The organism is Desulfocurvus sp. (genome assembly GCF_023230885.1).
Classification (GTDB): domain Bacteria; phylum Desulfobacterota; class Desulfovibrionia; order Desulfovibrionales; family Desulfovibrionaceae; genus Desulfocurvus.
Genome location: NZ_JALNWM010000050.1, coordinates 1 through 17323 on the forward strand (window position 1 = coordinate 1; position 17323 = coordinate 17323).

Genomic DNA, 17323 nt, shown 5'->3' on the forward strand with positions numbered 1-17323 from the left:
GCCTCAAGCACGCCGGGCATGATGGGCTGCCCGCCGCCGCACACGCAGCCGCCCGGGCAGGCCATGAATTCGATGAAGTGCCAGGGGCTCTTGCCGGTCTTGAGCATTTCGCAGACCTCGCGGAAGCGTTTGGCCCCGTGCAGCACGGCAACGTTGACCTTGACGTCGCCCACGGTGACCGTGCCCTCCTTGAGCCCGTCCAGGCCGCGGACCATCTTGAAGTCCCAGCTGGCGGGAGGCTGGCCGGTGACGGCCTGGTAAGCGTAGCGCAGGGCGGCTTCCATCACGCCGCCGGTGACGCCGAAGATGGTCGCGCCGCCGGTGGAGTCGCCCATGAGGGCGTCGCGCTGGCCGTCGGGCAGGCTGCCGAAGTCGATGCCTGCCTGCTTGATCATGTAGGCGAGTTCGCGGGTGTCGATGGTCGCGTCGATGTCCTTATAGCCGCTGGACCAGAGGTCGGCGCGCATGCCCTCGTATTTCTTGGCCGTGCAGGGCATGATCGAAACGGTGTAGACCTTGGACCGGTCGTATTTCATGGTGTCGGGGCCGTAGGTCTTGGCCAGGGCGCCCATCATGCCGATGGGAGACTTGCAGGTGGACAGGTGCGGGAACAGTTCGGGGTAGAATGTTTCCACATACTTGTGCCACCCGGGGCAACAGGAAGTGAACTGCGGCAGGGGTTTGTCGATCTGCTTGGTCAGCCGCTTCACGAATTCGGTGCCTTCTTCCCAGATGGTCACGTCGGCGGTGAATTCATTGTCCCAGACATGGTCGAAGCCCAGCTGCTTGAGCGCGCTGAGCATCTTGCCGGTGGTGACGGAGCCCACGGGCATACCGAAACAGTCGCCCAGGCCGTAGCGCACGGCCGGTGCGGGCATGGCGATGACCTTGATCTCGGGGTCCTTGATCTTCCTGGCGATTTCGCTGACCCAGGACTGGACCTCGTAGATCGCACCCACGGGGCAGTGGGTCAGGCACTGGCCGCAGTTGATGCACAGCTCCTCGTGGGGGATGGTGTGGGGATCCCCGCTTTCGCCGAAGATTGCGCCTGTCGGGCAGTACTGCTGGCAGGTGTCGCAGCCGATGCATTTGTCCGGGTCGATCTGTATGAAGAACAGTTCGTCCGGATTGGCCTTGGGGTCGGGAGCCTGATCCTCGTAGAAGATCTTTTCCATTTCGATACGGTTCATGTATCACAGCCTCCGTGAACAGGTTCCAGGAAAACTCGCCTCGTGCCGTCTTGCAACGTGTCGGCCTCCTTGGGTTTTGCGGCGTGGCGCCGCGACTGCTCCGCCCCGGTCCGGCTGCCCCGGCGAAGGGGCGAAGCGGAATCCTGGTTGAAGCGTAGCAAAAAGCATATGCCTTTGGTAGCACTTTTTTAAATATAATAGCAAAAATTGATTAGATTGCTCCAAGAGGAAAAGGACGCCTTGCCACTGCCTTGCCCCTGATTGCCAGCCTGATGAAAGCCGACGGGGCGCCGTGGCTGCTGTTCTTGTATTCTTAACTTTCCAATATTTATAACTTAAATTTTGAAGTCCCTGCTTTTCCCCGGGCTGCCCGGCCAGAATGCGCGGTGGCGCGGGCATGGGGAAGAGCCTTGTGCTTTGTCATTGGTGCTATTAATTTAAAATTAGTGCTTGGTTTTAATGAACAGCGCTTGACGCGCCCGGGGGCGGGCGCTAGGGTGCCCCGAACCACTTCTTTCGAGAGAAGCAGCCTGCGGGAAGGGGATTCCTGAACCTCAGGGCGAGAACGACAGAACTCGCCCATCCTGCGGGCCCGGTCGCTCTCTCCCGTCTCGTTCCTTCCTCCCTTCCTCCGGGGCACGGTGCCCCGCCTTTGGCCGTCTTCTCTTGAACCACAGGAGGAGAACGTCATGGCCGCACAACTCGGGGTCGTCGCCCTGTTCATCACCAACCTCGCCCAGGCCGCCCTGCGGGTGAACGATATCCTGGCCTGCCATCCGGACATTATCGTCGGGCGGGTGGGCCTGCCGTTCCACCAGCGGGGCGTCAGCGTCGTCGCCCTGGTGGTGGACGGCGAGGGCGGGGTGGTGGCCGACATGGTCCGGCGCCTGGAGGCCCTGGAGAACGTCACCGTCCATTCCCACACCATGTAATCCGGAGGAATCGGCATGAGCACCCTGGACAGCGTCAACGAATCGCGGAATTTCATCGACGAGGCGGCCATCTGGGACGCCATGAAACGCGCCGTGAACCCGGCCCCGGCCCTGGTACGCGAAATCCTGGCCAAGGGCCTGGAGCGCAAGGGCATCACGCCCTTCGAGGCCGCCGCACTGCTCAAGAACACCGACCCCGGGCTGGACGAGGAGATATTCGCCGCCGCCCGGAGCATCAAGCAGGGCATCTACGGCAACCGTATCGTGCTTTTCGCCCCGCTCTACGTCACCAACGAGTGCAAGAACCGCTGCGCCTACTGCGGGTTCAACGCCGACAACAAGGACCTGGAGCGGCGCACCCTGACCCCGGAGGAGCTGCGCCGCGAGGTGGAGGTTCTGGAAGACCTGGGCCACAAGCGCCTGCTGCTCGTCTACGGCGAGCACCCCAAGCTGGGGGCGCAGTGGATCGCCGAGACCGTGCGCACGGTCTACGACGTGACCTCCGAGAAGAGCGGCGAGATCCGCCGCGTGAACATCAACTGCGCCCCCCTGGACGTGGCGGGCTACCGCCTGTTGCACGAGGTGGGCATCGGCACCTACCAGTGCTTCCAGGAAACCTACCACAAGGAAACCTACCGCAAGGTTCATCTTGGCGGAATCAAACGCAACTTTGAGTGGCGGCTCAACGCCCTGCACCGGGCCCAGGAGGGCGGGGTGGACGACGTGGCCCTGGGGGCGCTGTTCGGGCTTTTCGATCCGGTCTTCGAGGTTCTGGGGCTGTTGCACCACGCCGCCCAGCTCGAAAAGGACTATGGCGTGGGCCCGCACACCATCTCCTTCCCGCGCATGGAGCCCGCCCTGAATTCCGACATGGCCTACAACCCGCCGTTCCCCGTCCAGGATCACCTGTTCAAGAAGATCGTGGCCGTGCTGCGCATCGCCGTGCCGTACACCGGGCTGATCCTGACCACCCGCGAGAAGGCCGACTTCCGCACCGAGCTCATCGAGGTGGGCGTGTCGCAGATGTCCGCCGGATCGCGGACCTACCCCGGGGCCTACCAGGACCCGAACTACGACCGGCCCGAAGTGCAGCAGTTCTGCGTCGGCGACAGCCGCTCCCTGGACGAGGTCATCCGCTCCGTGGTCACGGAGCACGGCTTCGTGCCCTCCTGGTGCACGGCCTGCTACCGCCTGGGGCGCACCGGCGAGCACTTCATGGAATTGGCCAAAAAGGGCTTCATCCAGCAGTTCTGCCTGCCCAACGGGCTGCTGACCTTCAAGGAGTACCTGGAGGACTACGCCTCGCCGGGCACCCGCGAGGCGGGCGAGGCCATGATCGCCCGGGAGCTTGAGTCCTTCCCCGACGCCGGGCGCAAGGCTTCCCTGCAGCGGCGGCTGGAGCGCATCCACCAGGGCGAGCGGGATCTGTACTACTGACCCCGCAAGGAGGCGCCGCATGAGTCTGCATCTGGACGCCAGAGCCCTGGACCGGCTTGCCGAGTATGCCCGGAGCCATGACACCGGTGGCATCTGGGTCAGCGACGGGCGGGACACCCGCTGTGTCTGCCCCGGGCCGGACAGTGCCGGGGCGGCCGGCTGCGGCGGCCTGGCCCTGGCCTATCCCCTGGGCCGGGGCCTGACCCTGCTTGTGGGCGTCGGGGGGCGCGCGCTGCCCGGCAAGGCGGAACAAGGCGGGTTGCGGCGCCTGCTGGCTTCTTTGGAGCACCATGTCGATACGCGTTGAATCCGACGCCCTGGGGGAGCGCGAAATCCCCCAGGGCGTCTATTGGGGCGTGCATACCCTGCGGGCCCTGGAGAACTTTCCCCTGTCCGGGCTGCGCTGGCCCGGGGAGTTCATTGTGGCCCTGGCGCAGGTCAAGCGTGCCTGCGCCGAGACCAACGCCGTGCGGGGCGACCTGCCCGAGCCCCAGGCCGGGGCCCTGATCGCCGCCTGCCGGGAAATGGAGGCGGGCGCCCTGCACGAGCATGTGGTTGTGGACCCGCTCCAGGGCGGGGCAGGCACCTCCACCAACATGAACCTCAACGAGGTGCTGGCCAACCGGGCCAGCGAAATGCTGGGCGCGCCCCTGGGGAGCTACGCCCCGGTCCATCCCCTGGCCCACGTCAACATGCACCAGTCCACCAACGACGTGTTCCCCACGGCCCTCAAGGTCGCCGGGCTGCGGCTGTTGCTCGAACTGGAAGCGGCCCTGGCCCGCCTGCAGGAGTCCATGCAGGAAAAGGAAAGGGCGTTCGCCGATGTGCTCAAGGTGGGCCGGACCCAACTGCGCGACGCCGTGCCCATGACTCTGGGCATGGAGTTCGGGGCCTACGCCGAGGCCGTGGCCCGCGACCGCTGGCGCATCTTCAAGTGCCGCGAGCGGATCAAGCAGGTCAACCTGGGCGGCACCGCCGTGGGTACCGGCCTGGGCGCCCCCCGGGACTACGTTCTGCGCGTGGTCGGGCATCTTGGGCGGGTTACGGGTCTGCCCGTGTCCCGCGCCGAGAACCTGGTGGACGCCACCCAGAACATGGACTGCTTTGTGGAGGCAATGGGCATGCTCTCGGCTCTGGCGGCCAATCTGCTCAAGATTGCCAACGACATCCGGCTGCTGTCCAGCGGGCCGGACTGCGGACTGGGCGAGGTCGACCTGCCGCCCTTGCAGGCCGGGTCCAGCATCATGGCCGGGAAGATCAACCCCGTGCTGCCCGAGGCCGTGGCCCAGGTGGCCCTCAAGGTCATGGCCTCGGGGCAGACCGTGACCCTGTGCGCGGGCCTGGGCCAGCTCGACCTGAATCACCTCATGCCGCTGCTGGCCCACGAGTTCCTGGATTCGGTGCGACTTTTGCGCAACGCGGTCCGGGTGTTCGAGGAAAAATGTCTGCGCGGCCTGCAGGCCCGGCCCCGGCGCTGCCGGGAGCTGGTGGACAGCAGTGCGGCCCTGGCCACGGTGCTGGTTCCCGCCCTGGGCTACGAGCTGGTGGAGGCCGTGCTCCGGCGGGCCGAGGCCAGCGGGACGAGCGTGGCCCAAACGGTCCAGGACATGGGTCTGGCCGATGCCGGGACCATCGAGGAACTGCTGTCACCCCGGCGCATGCGCAAGCTCGGCTTCAGCCTCGGCGAGTATGCCGGGCTGCGTGCCGCCGCCCGGGGCCCGGCGGACAGCGTTGCGGAACCCGAAGCCGAGGACACGGAGACCCCATGAACATCCAGACGGTGCTGGACCACCTGCGCGGCCGCGACGACCAGGCCCTGTTCGCCGAGGCCGAGGCCGTGAAGCACGCCGTTTTCGGCCGCCAGGTCTATTTGCGCGGCATTGTGGAGTTTTCCAGCCACTGCTGCAAGCGCTGCCTCTATTGCGGCCTGCGCGCGCCCAATGCCCGCGCCGTGCGCTACCGGCTGCCCCCGGAGCGCGTGGTCCAGGCCGCCCTGCTGGCCCCGGAGCTGGGCCTGGGCACCGTGGTCCTGCAATCCGGCGACGACTACTCCTACGACGTGCGGACCCTCTGCGACATGGTGCGCGCCATCAAGGACCGCTCGACCCTGGCCGTGACCCTCTCCCTGGGCGACCGGCCCCTGGACGAGCTGGCCCGCCTGCGCGACAGCGGGGCGGACCGCTACCTCATCAAGCTGGAAACCACCGACCCCGGGCTTTACGCCCGCCTGCGCCCGGGCGAGCGCCTGGAGGACCGCCTGGCCCGGGTGGAGGCCCTGCGCCGCCTGGGCTACGAGGTGGGCTCGGGCATCATCGTGGGCCTGCCGGGCATGACCGGGGACATCCTGGCCCGCGACGTGCTGCGCCTGGCCGAGCTGGACCTGGACATGCTGGCCGCCGGTCCTTTCGTGCCCCATCCCCAGACCCCCCTGGGCGGGGAGCCTTGCGGCGGGCTGGAAACGACCCTGCGCGTCACGGCCCTGCTGCGCATCCTCAGCCCGCGCAGCAACATTCCGGCCACCAGCGCCCTGAACAGCCTGCCCGGCGCGGGCGCGGGCCCCGACGCCCGCGCCCGGGGGCTGCACGCCGGGTGCAACGTGATCATGCCCTCCCTGACCCCCGGGGACGTCCGCCGGGGCTATGAGATCTATCCCGGCAAGAACGTGGTCGAGGCCGGGGCGCGCCAGGTCGTGTCCCAGGTCAGGGCCGCCATCCACCAGGAGGGATTCGTCCCCTCCGCAGCCCCGGGGTTCGCCCCAAGGAGCACCAATGCAGCAGGCACCGCGCGGAGTCAGGCTGGTCGTGGCCATTGCGGGGGCCAGGAACGCGGGCAAGTCGTCGCTGATTAACGCCCTCACCGGCCAGGACATCGCCATCGTTTCCGAGACGCCCGGCACCACCACCGACCCGGTGGCCAAGCACTACGAGCTTCTGCCCCTGGGGCCGGTGACCTTCTACGACACCGCCGGGCTGGACGACGAGGGCGCCCTGGGGGCCTTGCGCGTCAGGGCCACCCGCAAGGTGCTGCTGCGCGCGGACCTGTGCGTGCTGGTCTGCGGCCAGGCCGGGCTGGGCGGGGAGGGGCGCGCCATGCTGGAGGAACTGCGCGCCCTGGGTCTGCCCGTGGTCGTGGCGGCCAACAAGGCCGACCTGTGCCCGCCGGGCGGCGGCCCGCACTCCCGGGAAGAGGACGCCGCCTTCTGCCGGGAGCGCGGCGTGCCTTTCCTGCCGGTTTCGGCCCGCACGGGCCGGGGCGTGCAGGAGTTGAAGCAGGCCCTGGTGGCCCTGGCCCCGGAGGAGTTCCGCCAGAATCCGTCCCTGGTGGGCGATTGCGTGGGCGGGGGCGACATCGTGGTCTGCGTGGTGCCCATCGACCTGGCCGCGCCCAAGGGGCGGCTCATTCTGCCCCAGGTCCAGGTGCTGCGCGACATCCTGGACAACGACGCCCTGGGGCTGGTGGTCAAGGAGCGGGAGCTGGAGGCGGCCCTGACCAGCCTGTCCCGGCCCCCGGCCCTGGTGATCACCGATTCGCAGGTGGTGCTCAAGGTGGCCGGAGACGTGCCTGAATCCGTGCCGCTGACCACCTTTTCCACGCTGTTCGCCCGCTACAAGGGCGACCTGGCCGAACTGGCCGCCGGAGCCGGGGCTCTCGACAGCCTGCGGGACGGGGACCGGGTGCTGGTGGCCGAGGCCTGCTCCCATCATCCCGTGGCCGACGACATCGGGCGGGTCAAGATTCCCCGTTGGTTCTCCCAATACACGGGCCGGGAGCTGCGCTTCGAGTTCTATGCCGGGCACGATTTCCCGGAGGATCTGGAGGGATACAGCCTGGCCGTGCATTGCGGGGGCTGCATGATCGGCAGAACCGAGATGCTGCGCCGGATCCGGGAGTGCCGCCGCCGGGGCGTGCCCATCACCAACTACGGGGTGGCCATTTCGAAGGTCCAGGGGCTGTTGCCCCGGGTCCTGCGGCCCCTGGGCATCGAACTGCGCGACGCCGACGGCTGAGCGGCCTTGCGCCCGGGGCGGCGCGGCGGGGTCAGGCCGCCTGTTCGCCGGTGGGCGCGGCGGCCATGTGCCGGAAGGCGCCGGTCTGCTCGCGGGTGCCGATGACGGCGGCGATGTCGCCGGGGTGCAGGGCGTCGTCGGGGCCGACGTTGGCCGTGAAGCCTTCCGGCCGCAGCACGCCGACGATGGAGGCCCCGGTGCGCGTGCGCACGGCCAGGTCCTTGATGGCCCGCCCGGCCACCGGGCTGCCCGGGGCCACGCGCACCCAGCTCACGGACAGCAGGTCGCGGGCGGCGCTCAGCCGCGCGGTGGCCGCGTAGGCCGGAACCTGTTCGTAGAGCGCGGCGTACATCTCGCGGTGCAGCTCGTCGGCGAGCTGCTGCACGTCGGTGGGCGGCAGGCCCAGGCGCAGCAGGCTCTGGCGGGCGAATTCCACCCCGGCCTCCATCTCGGGCAGGATGATCTCGCGCACGCCCATCTCCATCAGGGCCAGCTGCTGCTCGCGGCCTGCCGCGCGCACGATGACCGGCAGGTCCGGGTGCTGCTCCATGAGCCGCGCCACCACGGCCCGGGCCGAGGAGAAGTCCGGCGGGGTGACCAGCACGAGCCGGGCCTCGTCGGGATTGGCGGCCTCCATGACGATCTCCTGGGCCGCGTCGCCGTAGATCACCGGCACCCCGGCCTGCTTGGCGTCGACCATCGCCCTGTGGGCGGACTCGATGACCACATGGGCGATGCCCTGGCGGCGCAGCACCCCGGCCACCATGCCGCCGATGCGCCCGTGGCCGACGATGATGATGTGGTCGGTCAGCTCCGAGCGGGGCAGGTCGATGGTTTCGAGGGGCGCGCGGCCGTTGAAACGGCGGACCAGGGCGTAGAGCGGGGCGGTCAGCCGCGAGGTGAACGGGGTCAGGATCATCGTCATCACGGTGGTGGTCAGCAGCAGGGAATACTGGTCGGCGCCAAGGGCCTTGGACTCCAGGCCCGCGCGGGCGATGAGGAAGGACAGCTCGCCCACCTGGAACAGCCCCAGGCCCACGGCCAGGGGAATGACGTTGCCGTAGCCGAAGACCCTGGTCAGCCCGGCCATGATGGTGCCCTTGCCCAGGAAGACCAGCCCCGTGAGCAGCAGGACGATGCCCAGGTTCTCCATCAGGAAGGCGGGGTCCAGCAGCATGCCCACCGAGGCGAAGAACAGCAGGCCGAACACGTCGCGCAGGGGCAGGATGTCCGCCAGGGCCTGGTAGCCGAAGTCGGACTCGCTAAGGACCATGCCGGCCACGAAGGCCCCGAAGGCGAAGGACAGGCCGAAGAGGTAGGTGCCGTAGCCCACGCCCAGGCCGATGGCGCAGATGGTCAGCAGGAACAGCTCGCGCGAGCCCGCCCGGGCCACGCGCCCCAGCAGCCACGGGAAGACCCGCGTGCCCGCGACGACCATCAGCCCCAGGAACAGGGCCGACTTGAGCCCCGCCCAGCCCAGGGCCGCCAGCCCGCCGTCCTGGGCCCCGAGCTGGGGCAGGATGATGAGCAGCGGCACCAGGGCCAGGTCCTGGACCACGAGGATGCCGATCATCACCCGGCTGGAGAGGGTGCCCATCCAGCCCTGGCTTTCCAGGGTCTTCAGGATGACCATCGTGCTGGACAGGGAAAGCATGGCCCCCAGCCAGACCGAGGGCAGCCACTCCCAGCCCAGGCCCCGGCCGATGCCGTAGCCCAGGGCCGTGACCAGCAGGATCTGGATCGGGGTGCCGATGAGGGCGACGCGCCGCACGGGGCGCAGATCCTCGAAGGAGAACTCCAGGCCCAGGGCGAAGAGCAGCAGGGCCACGCCGATCTCGGCCAGCAGCTCGATGTCGTGGACGCTGGACAGCGTGACCAGCCCCATGTGGGGGCTGACCAGGATGCCCGCCAGGATGTAGCCCAGCACCAGCGGCTGGCGCAGGCGCTGGGCCGCCAGGCCGCCGAAGAGCGCGGCCACGACCACGAGGATGATGTCGGATGCGATGCCCATGCGGATGCCGTCCGGGGTTTCGCCGTGCCAGGGGGGTGCGCCCGCCCGTGCGGGGCGCGGCCTTTCGCCAATGCTCGCAGATACACCAGCCCCGGCCCGGAGGCAACGCAAAGGCCCCGGCCCCGTGCGACGGGGGCCGGGGCCTTTGCGGGGGCCCCGCGGGCCGGGCTACACGCCCAGGCCGCGCTTGCAGGAGCGGAACTGGAGCTCCTGCAATATGATGCGCTCGTATTCCTGGGTGGGCGCCTCGCCGGAGTCGAACTCCTCGCCGAGCATTTTCTCCAGGAATTGGGTCTCCTCCCAGAAGTCCAGCAATTCGTCGTCGCCGAGGGTCTTGATCTGCTCCTCGAGGGGGAAGTGGTGGGCCTGGGGGATGAAATTCGCCATGCGGTGCTGACCTCCTGGGTCCTGGTGGCGCGCTGCCGGATTCCGGGAGCCTACAGGAGCGGCGGCGGAAGCGCAACCAGTAGCTGTGCGAAGAGGTTTGTTTCGGAAAAATCTTGCATCGCTCTCCGGTTGGTTGTAACCATGAGCATTGAGCGGGGGCACGTCCTGCTTCCGCCGCCTGGATGCACTCTCCCGGAAGGAGCGCGAAAAATGGAACAAAAGAAGAAACAGGATGCCGAACTGATACAACTCGTGACGTTCAGCATCGGCGAGGAGGAGTTCGGCGTGGACATCCTCAAGGTGCAGGAGATCATCCGCACCATGGAGATCACCCGGGTTCCCAAGGCGCCGGACTTCGTGGAAGGCGTCATCAACCTGCGCGGCAACGTCATTCCCATCATCGACCTGCGCAAGCGCTTCGGCCTGGAGACGCGCGCGCACGACAAGCACACCCGGATCATCGTCATCGAGATCAACAACATGATCGTCGGTTTCGTGGTGGATTCGGTCTCCGAGGTGCTGCGCATACCCGCCAACACGGTGGAGCCGCCGCCGCCGGTGGTCGCCGGGCTGGAGTCCGAGTACATCAGCGGCGTGGGCAAGCTCGAGGATCGGCTGCTCATCCTGCTCGACCTCGACCGGCTGCTTTCCGGCGAGGAAAAGGACGTGCTCTCCCAGGTCTAGACTCCGAAGCCAAAGTGCCGTACCAAGGCCGCCAGCGCGGCCGCGAAGCCGCCGCTCCGCCCCATGCGGATCCGGCGGCTTTTCGCTGTGCCGCCCAAGGAGCGCCCCTGTGATCTTTCCCCCGGCCCTGCGCCAGTTCGCCGAGCCCGCCGCCGCCCCCGGGCGCGCGGCGCGCAGCGTGCGCGTGTACAAGTCCGGCCCCGGCACCCAGGCCTGCGTGGCCGCCGGGCTGCTGGCGCGCGGGCGCAGCGTCGTCGTCGTCGTGCCCGGCGCGCGCGAGCTGCTGCAACTCAAGGCCCTGCTCGAATTGCTGACCCCCGGCGGGGGGCGGCCCTTCCCCGATTCGCCCTGGGTCGTCTTTCCCCCGTATCCCGTGCAGTCCTCGGACCCGTCGCGCTGGGCCGCGCGCTGGGCCGCCCTCTACGGGCTGGCCTCGGGCTCGGGCCCGCGCGGCGTGCTGCTGACGGTGGACAACCTGCTGCCCCGCTGGCCCGCCCGCGACGTGCTGGACACCCACCACCTGCGCCTGGCCAAGGGCGAGGAAATCCTGGCCGAGTCCATCCTGGAGCAGCTCGCCCTGTGGGGCTACCAGCGGGTGCCGGTGGTTTCGCGCGCCGGCGAGATGGCCATGCGCGGCGACATCCTGGACGTGTTCGCCCCCGGCTACACCCGGCCCCTGCGCCTGGAGCTGTTCGGCGACGCCCTGGAGGACCTGCGCACCTTCGACCCCGACACCCAGCGCTCGCGCGAGGACCTGGAGGAGGCGGTGATCCTGCCTGCGGCCCCGGCGGTGCTGGCCCCGGCCCTGTGCGAGGCCGCCCGCCAGGGCTGGCGCAAGCTGCGCGCCGTGGGCGAGCTGCCCGCCCAGGCCGAGCAGGACCTTTTGCGCAGGCTCGACGGCCTGCGCGGCGACATCCGCCCCGGGCTGTTCTACGGCCCCCGGGCCACGGCCCTGGGCCGCTGGCTGCCCCAGGGCGCGGTGTACCTCCTGTGCGGCGCGGGCAACCTGCGCACGCGGGTGGACGAGCTGGAATGGGCCTGGACGGGCCGCCTGGACGAGGAGGGCGGGCAGCAGGGCTGGAAGGCCCCCCGGGCCCAGGTGCTGGAAAGCGCCGAGCGCGCCCGGGGCACCTGGATGGACGCCGAGCAGATCCATTTCGAGGACCTGACCATCGGCGAGAAGAAGGACGGCCTGGAGCTGCCCGAAAAGGAGCTGCGCGCCTTCGAGGACCTGTTCTGGAAGCCCGCCGAGCGCGACCGCCCGTGGCACACCCTGCTGGAGGCCCTCAAGCGCTGGCCCCGCGAGCGTCCGCAGGTGATCCTCAGCTTTCGCACCGAGCAGTCGCGCAAGAAGTTCCTGGCCCTGGCCGGGCAGGAGGGCGTTGTTCCGGCCACGGCCCTGCGCCCCGGCGACAGGGGCCTGTTCGCCCTGGTTTCGCCCCTGCGCGGCGGGGTGGAGCTGTCCTGGAACCAGGCGTTGCTGCTCTCCGAGGACGTGCTCCAGCCCGTGCGCGGCGAGCGCGCCGCGGGGGCCGGGCGCGAGTTCAAGGGCCTGCGCGCCTACGACGAGCTGAGCCCCGGCGACCTGCTGGTACACCGCGACTGGGGCCTGGGGCGCTTCGAGGGGCTGCACCGCCTGGATCTGGGCGGGGTGGGCAACGACTACCTGCTCCTGGTCTACTCCGGCGACGACAAGCTCTACCTGCCCGTGGACCGGCTGGATGTGGTCCAGCGCTACAAGGGCCCCGAGGGCGCAAGCCCCGTGCTGGACAAGCTGGGCGGCCCGGCCTGGGCGCGCTCCAAGTCCAAGGCCCGCAAGGCCATCGAGAAAATCGCCGGGGAGCTGGTGGAGATGTACGCCTACCGGCGCATCGCCAAGGGCTACGCCTACGATCCGCCCGACGACCTCTACGCCGAGTTCGAGGCCAGCTTCGGCTTCGAGGAGACCCCGGACCAGGAGCGGGCCATCACCGATGTCATGGCCGACATGGACCGCCCCGAGCCCATGGACCGGCTGGTCTGCGGCGACGTGGGCTTCGGCAAGACCGAGGTCGCCCTGCGCGCGGCCTTCCGTGCGGCCCTGGCCGGGCGGCAGGTGGCCCTGCTGTGCCCGACCACCGTGCTGGCCGAGCAGCATTTCCTGAACTTCCAGCGCCGCCTGGAGGGTTATCCGGTCCAGGTGGCCATGCTCAGCCGCTTCGTGCCCCCCGCGCGCCAGAAGACCATCCTCGCCGCCGCCGCGCGCGGCGAGGTGGACATCCTCATCGGCACCCACCGGCTGCTCTCGCAGGATGTGGACCTGCCGCGCCTGGGGCTGCTCATCCTCGACGAGGAGCAGCGTTTCGGCGTGAAGCACAAGGAACGCCTGAAGCGGATGCGCAAGGACATCGACGTGCTGGCGCTTACGGCCACGCCCATCCCGCGCACGCTGCAACTGTCCCTGTCGGGACTGCGGGGGCTCTCGGTCATGGAGACCCCGCCCCTGGACCGCAAGCCCGTGCTGACCTCGCTGCTGGAGCGCGAACGGGGGCCGCTGCGGACCATCCTGGAGCGCGAGCTGGACCGCCAGGGCCAGGTGTTCTGGGTCCACAACCGCGTGCAGGGCCTGCCCCGGGTGGTGGAGTTCGTGCGCGAGCTGGCGCCGCAGGCGCGCATCGGCATGGCCCACGGCCAGATGCCCGAGCGCGAGCTGGAATCGACCATCCACAAGTTCTGGCACGGCGAGCTGGACATCCTGGTCTGCACGGCCATCATCGAGTCGGGCCTGGACTTTCCGCGCGCCAACACCCTGGTGGTGGACAACGCCCAGCACTTCGGCCTGGGCCAGCTCTACCAGCTGCGCGGCCGGGTGGGGCGCAGCTCGCGCCAGGCTTACGCCTACTTCGTCATCCCCTCCCTGGACGGGCTGCCCGAGCTGTCGCGCAAGCGCCTGCAGGTCATCCTGGACATGGACTACCTGGGCGCGGGCTTCCAGGTGGCCATGGAGGACCTGCGCCTGCGCGGGGCGGGCAACATCCTGGGCGAGGTCCAGTCCGGGACCATGGCCAAGGTCGGCCTGGACATGTTCCTGGAGATGCTCGAGGAGGAGGTCCGCCGCCAGCGCGGCGAGCAGCTGGTGCAGGAAACGAGCCCCGAGCTGAACATCCTGTTCGAGGCCCATATCCCCGAGGCATATGTGCCCGACACCCGCGAGCGCCTGCGCTACTACAAGGCCCTGTCCTCGGCGCGCGACGGCGCCGCCCTGGAAGACCTGGCCCTGGAGATGCGCGACCGCTTCGGGACCCTGCCCCCCGCCGTGGAGCGTTTCCTGGCCGTGCTGCGGCTCAAGCGCCTGCTGGGGCGGCTCCAGGTGGCCCGGGCCGACGTGGCCCCGGGGCGCATCGTCCTGTCCTGGGCGGAGCGGGCCACGGCGGTGCCGCCCGAGGTCATGGTGGCCTGGGTCCAGCAGCACGCCGAGGCCGCGCGGATGCTGCCCCAGGGCGGGCGCCTGGAGCTGCGCGTGGACGCGGGCGGCGGCGTGCGCCAGGCCCTGGAGGCCATGCGAAAGGCATTGACCGGGCTGGCCCCCGGAGCTACAACACCCGAAACCGCAACCCCTGCGGACAATTAAGGCTCACAGCCCATGCGACATCCCCGTTTTTCGCCCCTGGCGGCCCTGCTGGCATTGTGCGTGGCCGCGACCCTCGCGGCCTGCGACCCCAAGCAGGAGGAGCAGGGTGTGGTGGCCCGCGTCAACGGCCGCCCCATCTCCCTGCACCAGCTCCAGTTCAAGCACGATTTCGACCAGCTCGGCATCGCCGCGACCAACCCCTCGGTGGCCCGGCTCAAGAGCGAGTACGGCCAGGCCCTGTCCGAGCTGATCATCCGCGAGCTGCTCGCCCAGACCCTGGCCGCCAAGGGGCTGGCCGTGACCGACGAGGAACTGGCCTCGGCCGAGGCCAACATCCGCGCCGACTACCCCGAGGGCGCCTTCGAGGAGGTGCTCGTCGAGGAATACATCGACGTGAACTACTGGCGCGAGGAGCTGCGCGCGCGCCTGGCGGTGGAGAAGTTCTTCGCCGAGGTGCTGCGCCCGGGCGTGAGCATCGACTACCGCGAGGCCGAGCGGTACTACCGCGACCATGTCCAGGATTTCCATGTGCCCGAGCGGGTGCGCTTCGTCCGCGTTGGCGGCCCCAGCCGCGACGTGGTGGAGAACGCCCTGGAATCCTACAAGGCCGGGGATTCCCTGGAGGCTGTGAGCGCCGATTTCGAGCAGATCAGCACCCGCGAGATCGTCATGCGCCGCGACCGGCTGACCAAGGACTGGAGCGACGCCCTGGGCGGCCTGAAACCCGGCGAGGCCAGCCCCGTGCTCACCGCCCGCCGGGGTTTCGAGGCCCTGGTCTTCTCCGAGGTCATCCCCGCCCAGACCCTGGACGCCTCCCAGGCCTACCCGCTCATCGAGCGCGAGCTGCTGGACCAGAAGCTCGTGGCGGCCTTCAGCGCCTGGCTGGACGGCCAGATGGCCACGGCGGACATCGCCGTCACCCCGCTTTTGGAAATCGAGCCCGAAGACCGCCAGGGCGAGGAGGCCGCCCCGGGCGTGGAGGTTCCCGAGACCCCGGCCGACGGGGAACTCGGCCCCGACGCCGACACGCCCCCCGAGGCCGACACCCCCCCGCAGGAGCGCGACGAGGTCCTGCCCCCCGGGGTCGAGGGCCCGGCCCCCGGGGCGCCCGGAAGCAACTGACCCCCGGGCCGCACGTTGCCAAGCCCGGCCGATGCCTGTAACACTCGGCGCGGCTCCGCCCCGTCGCGGCGGCGCCCCAAAGCACTCTTCACGCAAGGAGTCCTGATTTGAAGCCCATACTGCGCCTTGCCCTCGTCGTGGGCCTCCTGCTGGCGGCCGTCCCCGCGCGCGCCGAGGTGGTGGACCGCATCGTGGCCGTGGTCAACGGCCAGGCCGTGACCCTGTTCGAACTGAACCAGCACATGCGCCCGCTGCTCGACCGTTTCCGGGGCCGCGAGCTGACCATGCAGGAGAAGGCCGCCATCGCCAAGATGCGCACCGACCTGTTGCAGAAGATCATCGACGACATGCTCATCACCCAGCAGGTGGAGAAGCTTGGGCTTTCGGCCACCGAGGTCGAGGTCCAGAACTCGGTGGAGCGCTTCTACAAGCAGAACGGCATGACCGCCGAGGACTTCGACAAGCAGCTGCTGCTGGAGGGCATGACCCGCGAGGAGTTCGCCCAGAAGGTGCGCCAGGACATCCTCAAGCACCGCCTGCTCGGCTTCATGGTCCGGCGCAAGGTGGTGGTCAGCGACGAGGAGGTCAAGGCCTACTACGAGAAGCACATCGAGAGCTTCCGCAAGGACAAGGAGGTCGCCCTGTCGGTGATCCTGCTGCCCCTGGCCGAGGACGCCGACGCCCTGCGCGGGCGCATCGCGGGCGGCGAGCTGGCCTTCGCCGACGCGGCCGACCTCTATTCCCGGGGCCCCGGGGTGGGGCAGGGCGGTTCCCTGGGCCGCCTGGCCTGGGTCGACCTGGCCCAGGACTGGCGCGACTCCCTGGAGGGCGTCGCCCCCGGCGGGATGACCAGGCCCTTCGATTTTCGCGGCCATACGGCCATCCTGCGTCTGGACGACCTGCGCGAGGGCGAGACCCGGCCCCTGGAAGAGGTCAAGGAGGAGATCCGCGACAGGCTCTTCGGCATCCAGGCCGAGGCCCGCTTCTCCGAATACATGCAGACGCTGCGCGACGAAGCCGTCATCGAGATGAAGCTCTAACGGCCGTCCGGCGGCCCAGCCACGGGAGAAAGCGGGAATGAACCTGAAGGAACTCGGAGAACAATTCCGCGCCGAGCGCGAACGCAAGGGCCTGTCCATCGCCGAGGTGGTGCAGCGTACCAAGATCAGCAAGACCAACGTGCTGGCCCTGGAGGCGGGCGACCCGCAAAACCTGCCCCACCCGGTGTACGCCAAGGGCTTCGTGCGCAACTACGCCCGGCTGCTGGGGCTGGACCCCGAGGGCTGCGTGGCGATCATGGCCGCCAATTATGTGGCCGAGGACAACGTCAGCGCGCCCCAGCCCACCCTGGACGGGCCGGAGCTGGAGATCGCCCCCGGCGGGCGCTCCCGCTCGGGGTTCGCCGTGTTCCTGGCGGGCATCCTGGCCATCGCCCTGCTGGCCGGGGGCGTGTTCCTGCTGACCTCGCGCGAGGAGGCCCCCCGCCAGGAGCAGGCCCCGGCGACCCAGGAACAGGCCCCGGCAGCCCAGGAGCAGCCTGCGGCGGCCCCGGAACAACCCGTCGCCCCGGACGCCGGGGAGCCCGCCCCGGCCCAGGACGGAGCCCAGGAGCCGGCCCCGGCCCCGGACGGCGGTGGTCCCGCTTCCGCCCCGGGCGCCGGGACGGCCGCCCCGGCGCCGCAGGGCTCGCAGGACATCGGGGCCGCCCCTGCGGCCCCCGCCGCTCCCGCCGCCACGCAGGCCGCCCTGGCGGCCCCGGCCCCCGGCCCGGCGGCCCCGGCGCCCGCCCCGGCCCGCCCCGAGCCCGCGCCCACGGCCGCCCCGGAGCGCCAGGGCCCCCAGCGGCTGGTGGTCGCGGCGCGCGAGGCCTGCTGGATCTTCGCCCGCGTGGACGGCGGCCAGGGCCCGGCGGTGGACATCGTGCTCCAGCCCGGCCAGTCCCA

14 protein-coding genes are annotated in these 17323 nt (G+C 69.7%); 11 read left to right on the forward strand and 3 right to left on the reverse strand.

Going from position 1 to position 17323, the window contains the following annotated elements:
* A partial coding sequence (locus tag M0P34_RS05410) for a [FeFe] hydrogenase, group A (RefSeq protein WP_291497179.1) occupies nt 1–1190 on the reverse strand: 1190 nt, incomplete at its 3' end.
* 689 nt (nt 1191–1879) lie between these two features.
* On the opposite strand from M0P34_RS05410, the gene M0P34_RS05415 reads away from it, so the two are divergent.
* Genes M0P34_RS05415 through hydF form a run of 6 tightly spaced genes read left to right on the forward strand, consistent with a single transcriptional unit; the run spans nt 1880 to nt 7566 of the window.
* Nucleotides 1880–2122 (forward strand): TM1266 family iron-only hydrogenase system putative regulator, encoded by a 243-nt coding sequence (locus M0P34_RS05415; protein WP_291497181.1) that lies wholly within the window; start codon nt 1880–1882, stop codon nt 2120–2122.
* 15 nt (nt 2123–2137) lie between these two features.
* Nucleotides 2138–3559 (forward strand): [FeFe] hydrogenase H-cluster radical SAM maturase HydG, encoded by a 1422-nt coding sequence (gene hydG, locus M0P34_RS05420; RefSeq protein WP_291497183.1) that lies wholly within the window; start codon nt 2138–2140, stop codon nt 3557–3559.
* A 19-nt stretch (nt 3560–3578) separates the two neighbouring features.
* A complete protein-coding gene (locus tag M0P34_RS05425) occupies nt 3579–3866 on the forward strand; it encodes a hypothetical protein (protein ID WP_291497185.1) in 288 nt (95 codons plus the stop codon).
* Nucleotides 3850–5328: an aspartate ammonia-lyase gene (locus M0P34_RS05430; protein WP_291497187.1), complete on the forward strand. Its 1479-nt coding sequence runs from the start codon at nt 3850–3852 to the stop codon at nt 5326–5328. The genes M0P34_RS05425 and M0P34_RS05430 overlap by 17 nt, the downstream gene beginning before the upstream one ends.
* Nucleotides 5325–6407: a [FeFe] hydrogenase H-cluster radical SAM maturase HydE gene (gene hydE / locus M0P34_RS05435; protein ID WP_291497189.1), complete on the forward strand. Its 1083-nt coding sequence runs from the start codon at nt 5325–5327 to the stop codon at nt 6405–6407. Before M0P34_RS05430 ends, hydE begins: the two co-directional genes overlap by 4 nt.
* On the forward strand, nt 6328–7566 hold the full coding sequence (gene hydF / locus M0P34_RS05440; RefSeq protein ID WP_291497191.1) for a [FeFe] hydrogenase H-cluster maturation GTPase HydF: 1239 nt from the start codon (nt 6328–6330) through the stop codon (nt 7564–7566). Before hydE ends, hydF begins: the two co-directional genes overlap by 80 nt.
* Nucleotides 7567–7597: 31 nt before the next feature.
* On the opposite strand, the gene M0P34_RS05445 is transcribed toward hydF, so the two are convergent.
* Entirely contained in the window at nt 7598–9577 is a 1980-nt protein-coding gene (locus M0P34_RS05445) for a cation:proton antiporter (RefSeq protein ID WP_291497193.1), read from the reverse strand.
* 168 nt (nt 9578–9745) lie between these two features.
* Nucleotides 9746–9964, reverse strand: a complete 219-nt coding sequence (locus tag M0P34_RS05450) for a hypothetical protein (RefSeq protein ID WP_028587185.1) — start codon at nt 9962–9964, stop codon at nt 9746–9748.
* 210 nt (nt 9965–10174) lie between these two features.
* On the opposite strand from M0P34_RS05450, the gene M0P34_RS05455 reads away from it, so the two are divergent.
* From M0P34_RS05455 to M0P34_RS05475, 5 genes are all read left to right on the forward strand, one after another.
* Nucleotides 10175–10648: a chemotaxis protein CheW gene (locus tag M0P34_RS05455; RefSeq protein ID WP_291497197.1), complete on the forward strand. Its 474-nt coding sequence runs from the start codon at nt 10175–10177 to the stop codon at nt 10646–10648.
* Nucleotides 10649–10757: 109 nt separating this feature from the next.
* Complete coding sequence (gene mfd, locus M0P34_RS05460) at nt 10758–14258, forward strand: transcription-repair coupling factor (protein ID WP_366062081.1); 3501 nt, start codon at nt 10758–10760, stop codon at nt 14256–14258.
* Between the two features lie 12 nt (nt 14259–14270).
* Nucleotides 14271–15380, forward strand: a complete 1110-nt coding sequence (locus M0P34_RS05465; protein ID WP_291497199.1) for a peptidylprolyl isomerase — start codon at nt 14271–14273, stop codon at nt 15378–15380.
* Nucleotides 15381–15487: 107 nt separating this feature from the next.
* On the forward strand, nt 15488–16420 hold the full coding sequence (locus M0P34_RS05470; protein ID WP_291497201.1) for a peptidyl-prolyl cis-trans isomerase: 933 nt from the start codon (nt 15488–15490) through the stop codon (nt 16418–16420).
* Between the two features lie 37 nt (nt 16421–16457).
* Nucleotides 16458–17323 (forward strand): helix-turn-helix domain-containing protein (locus M0P34_RS05475; protein WP_291497203.1); only part of this gene is annotated, 866 nt, incomplete at its 3' end.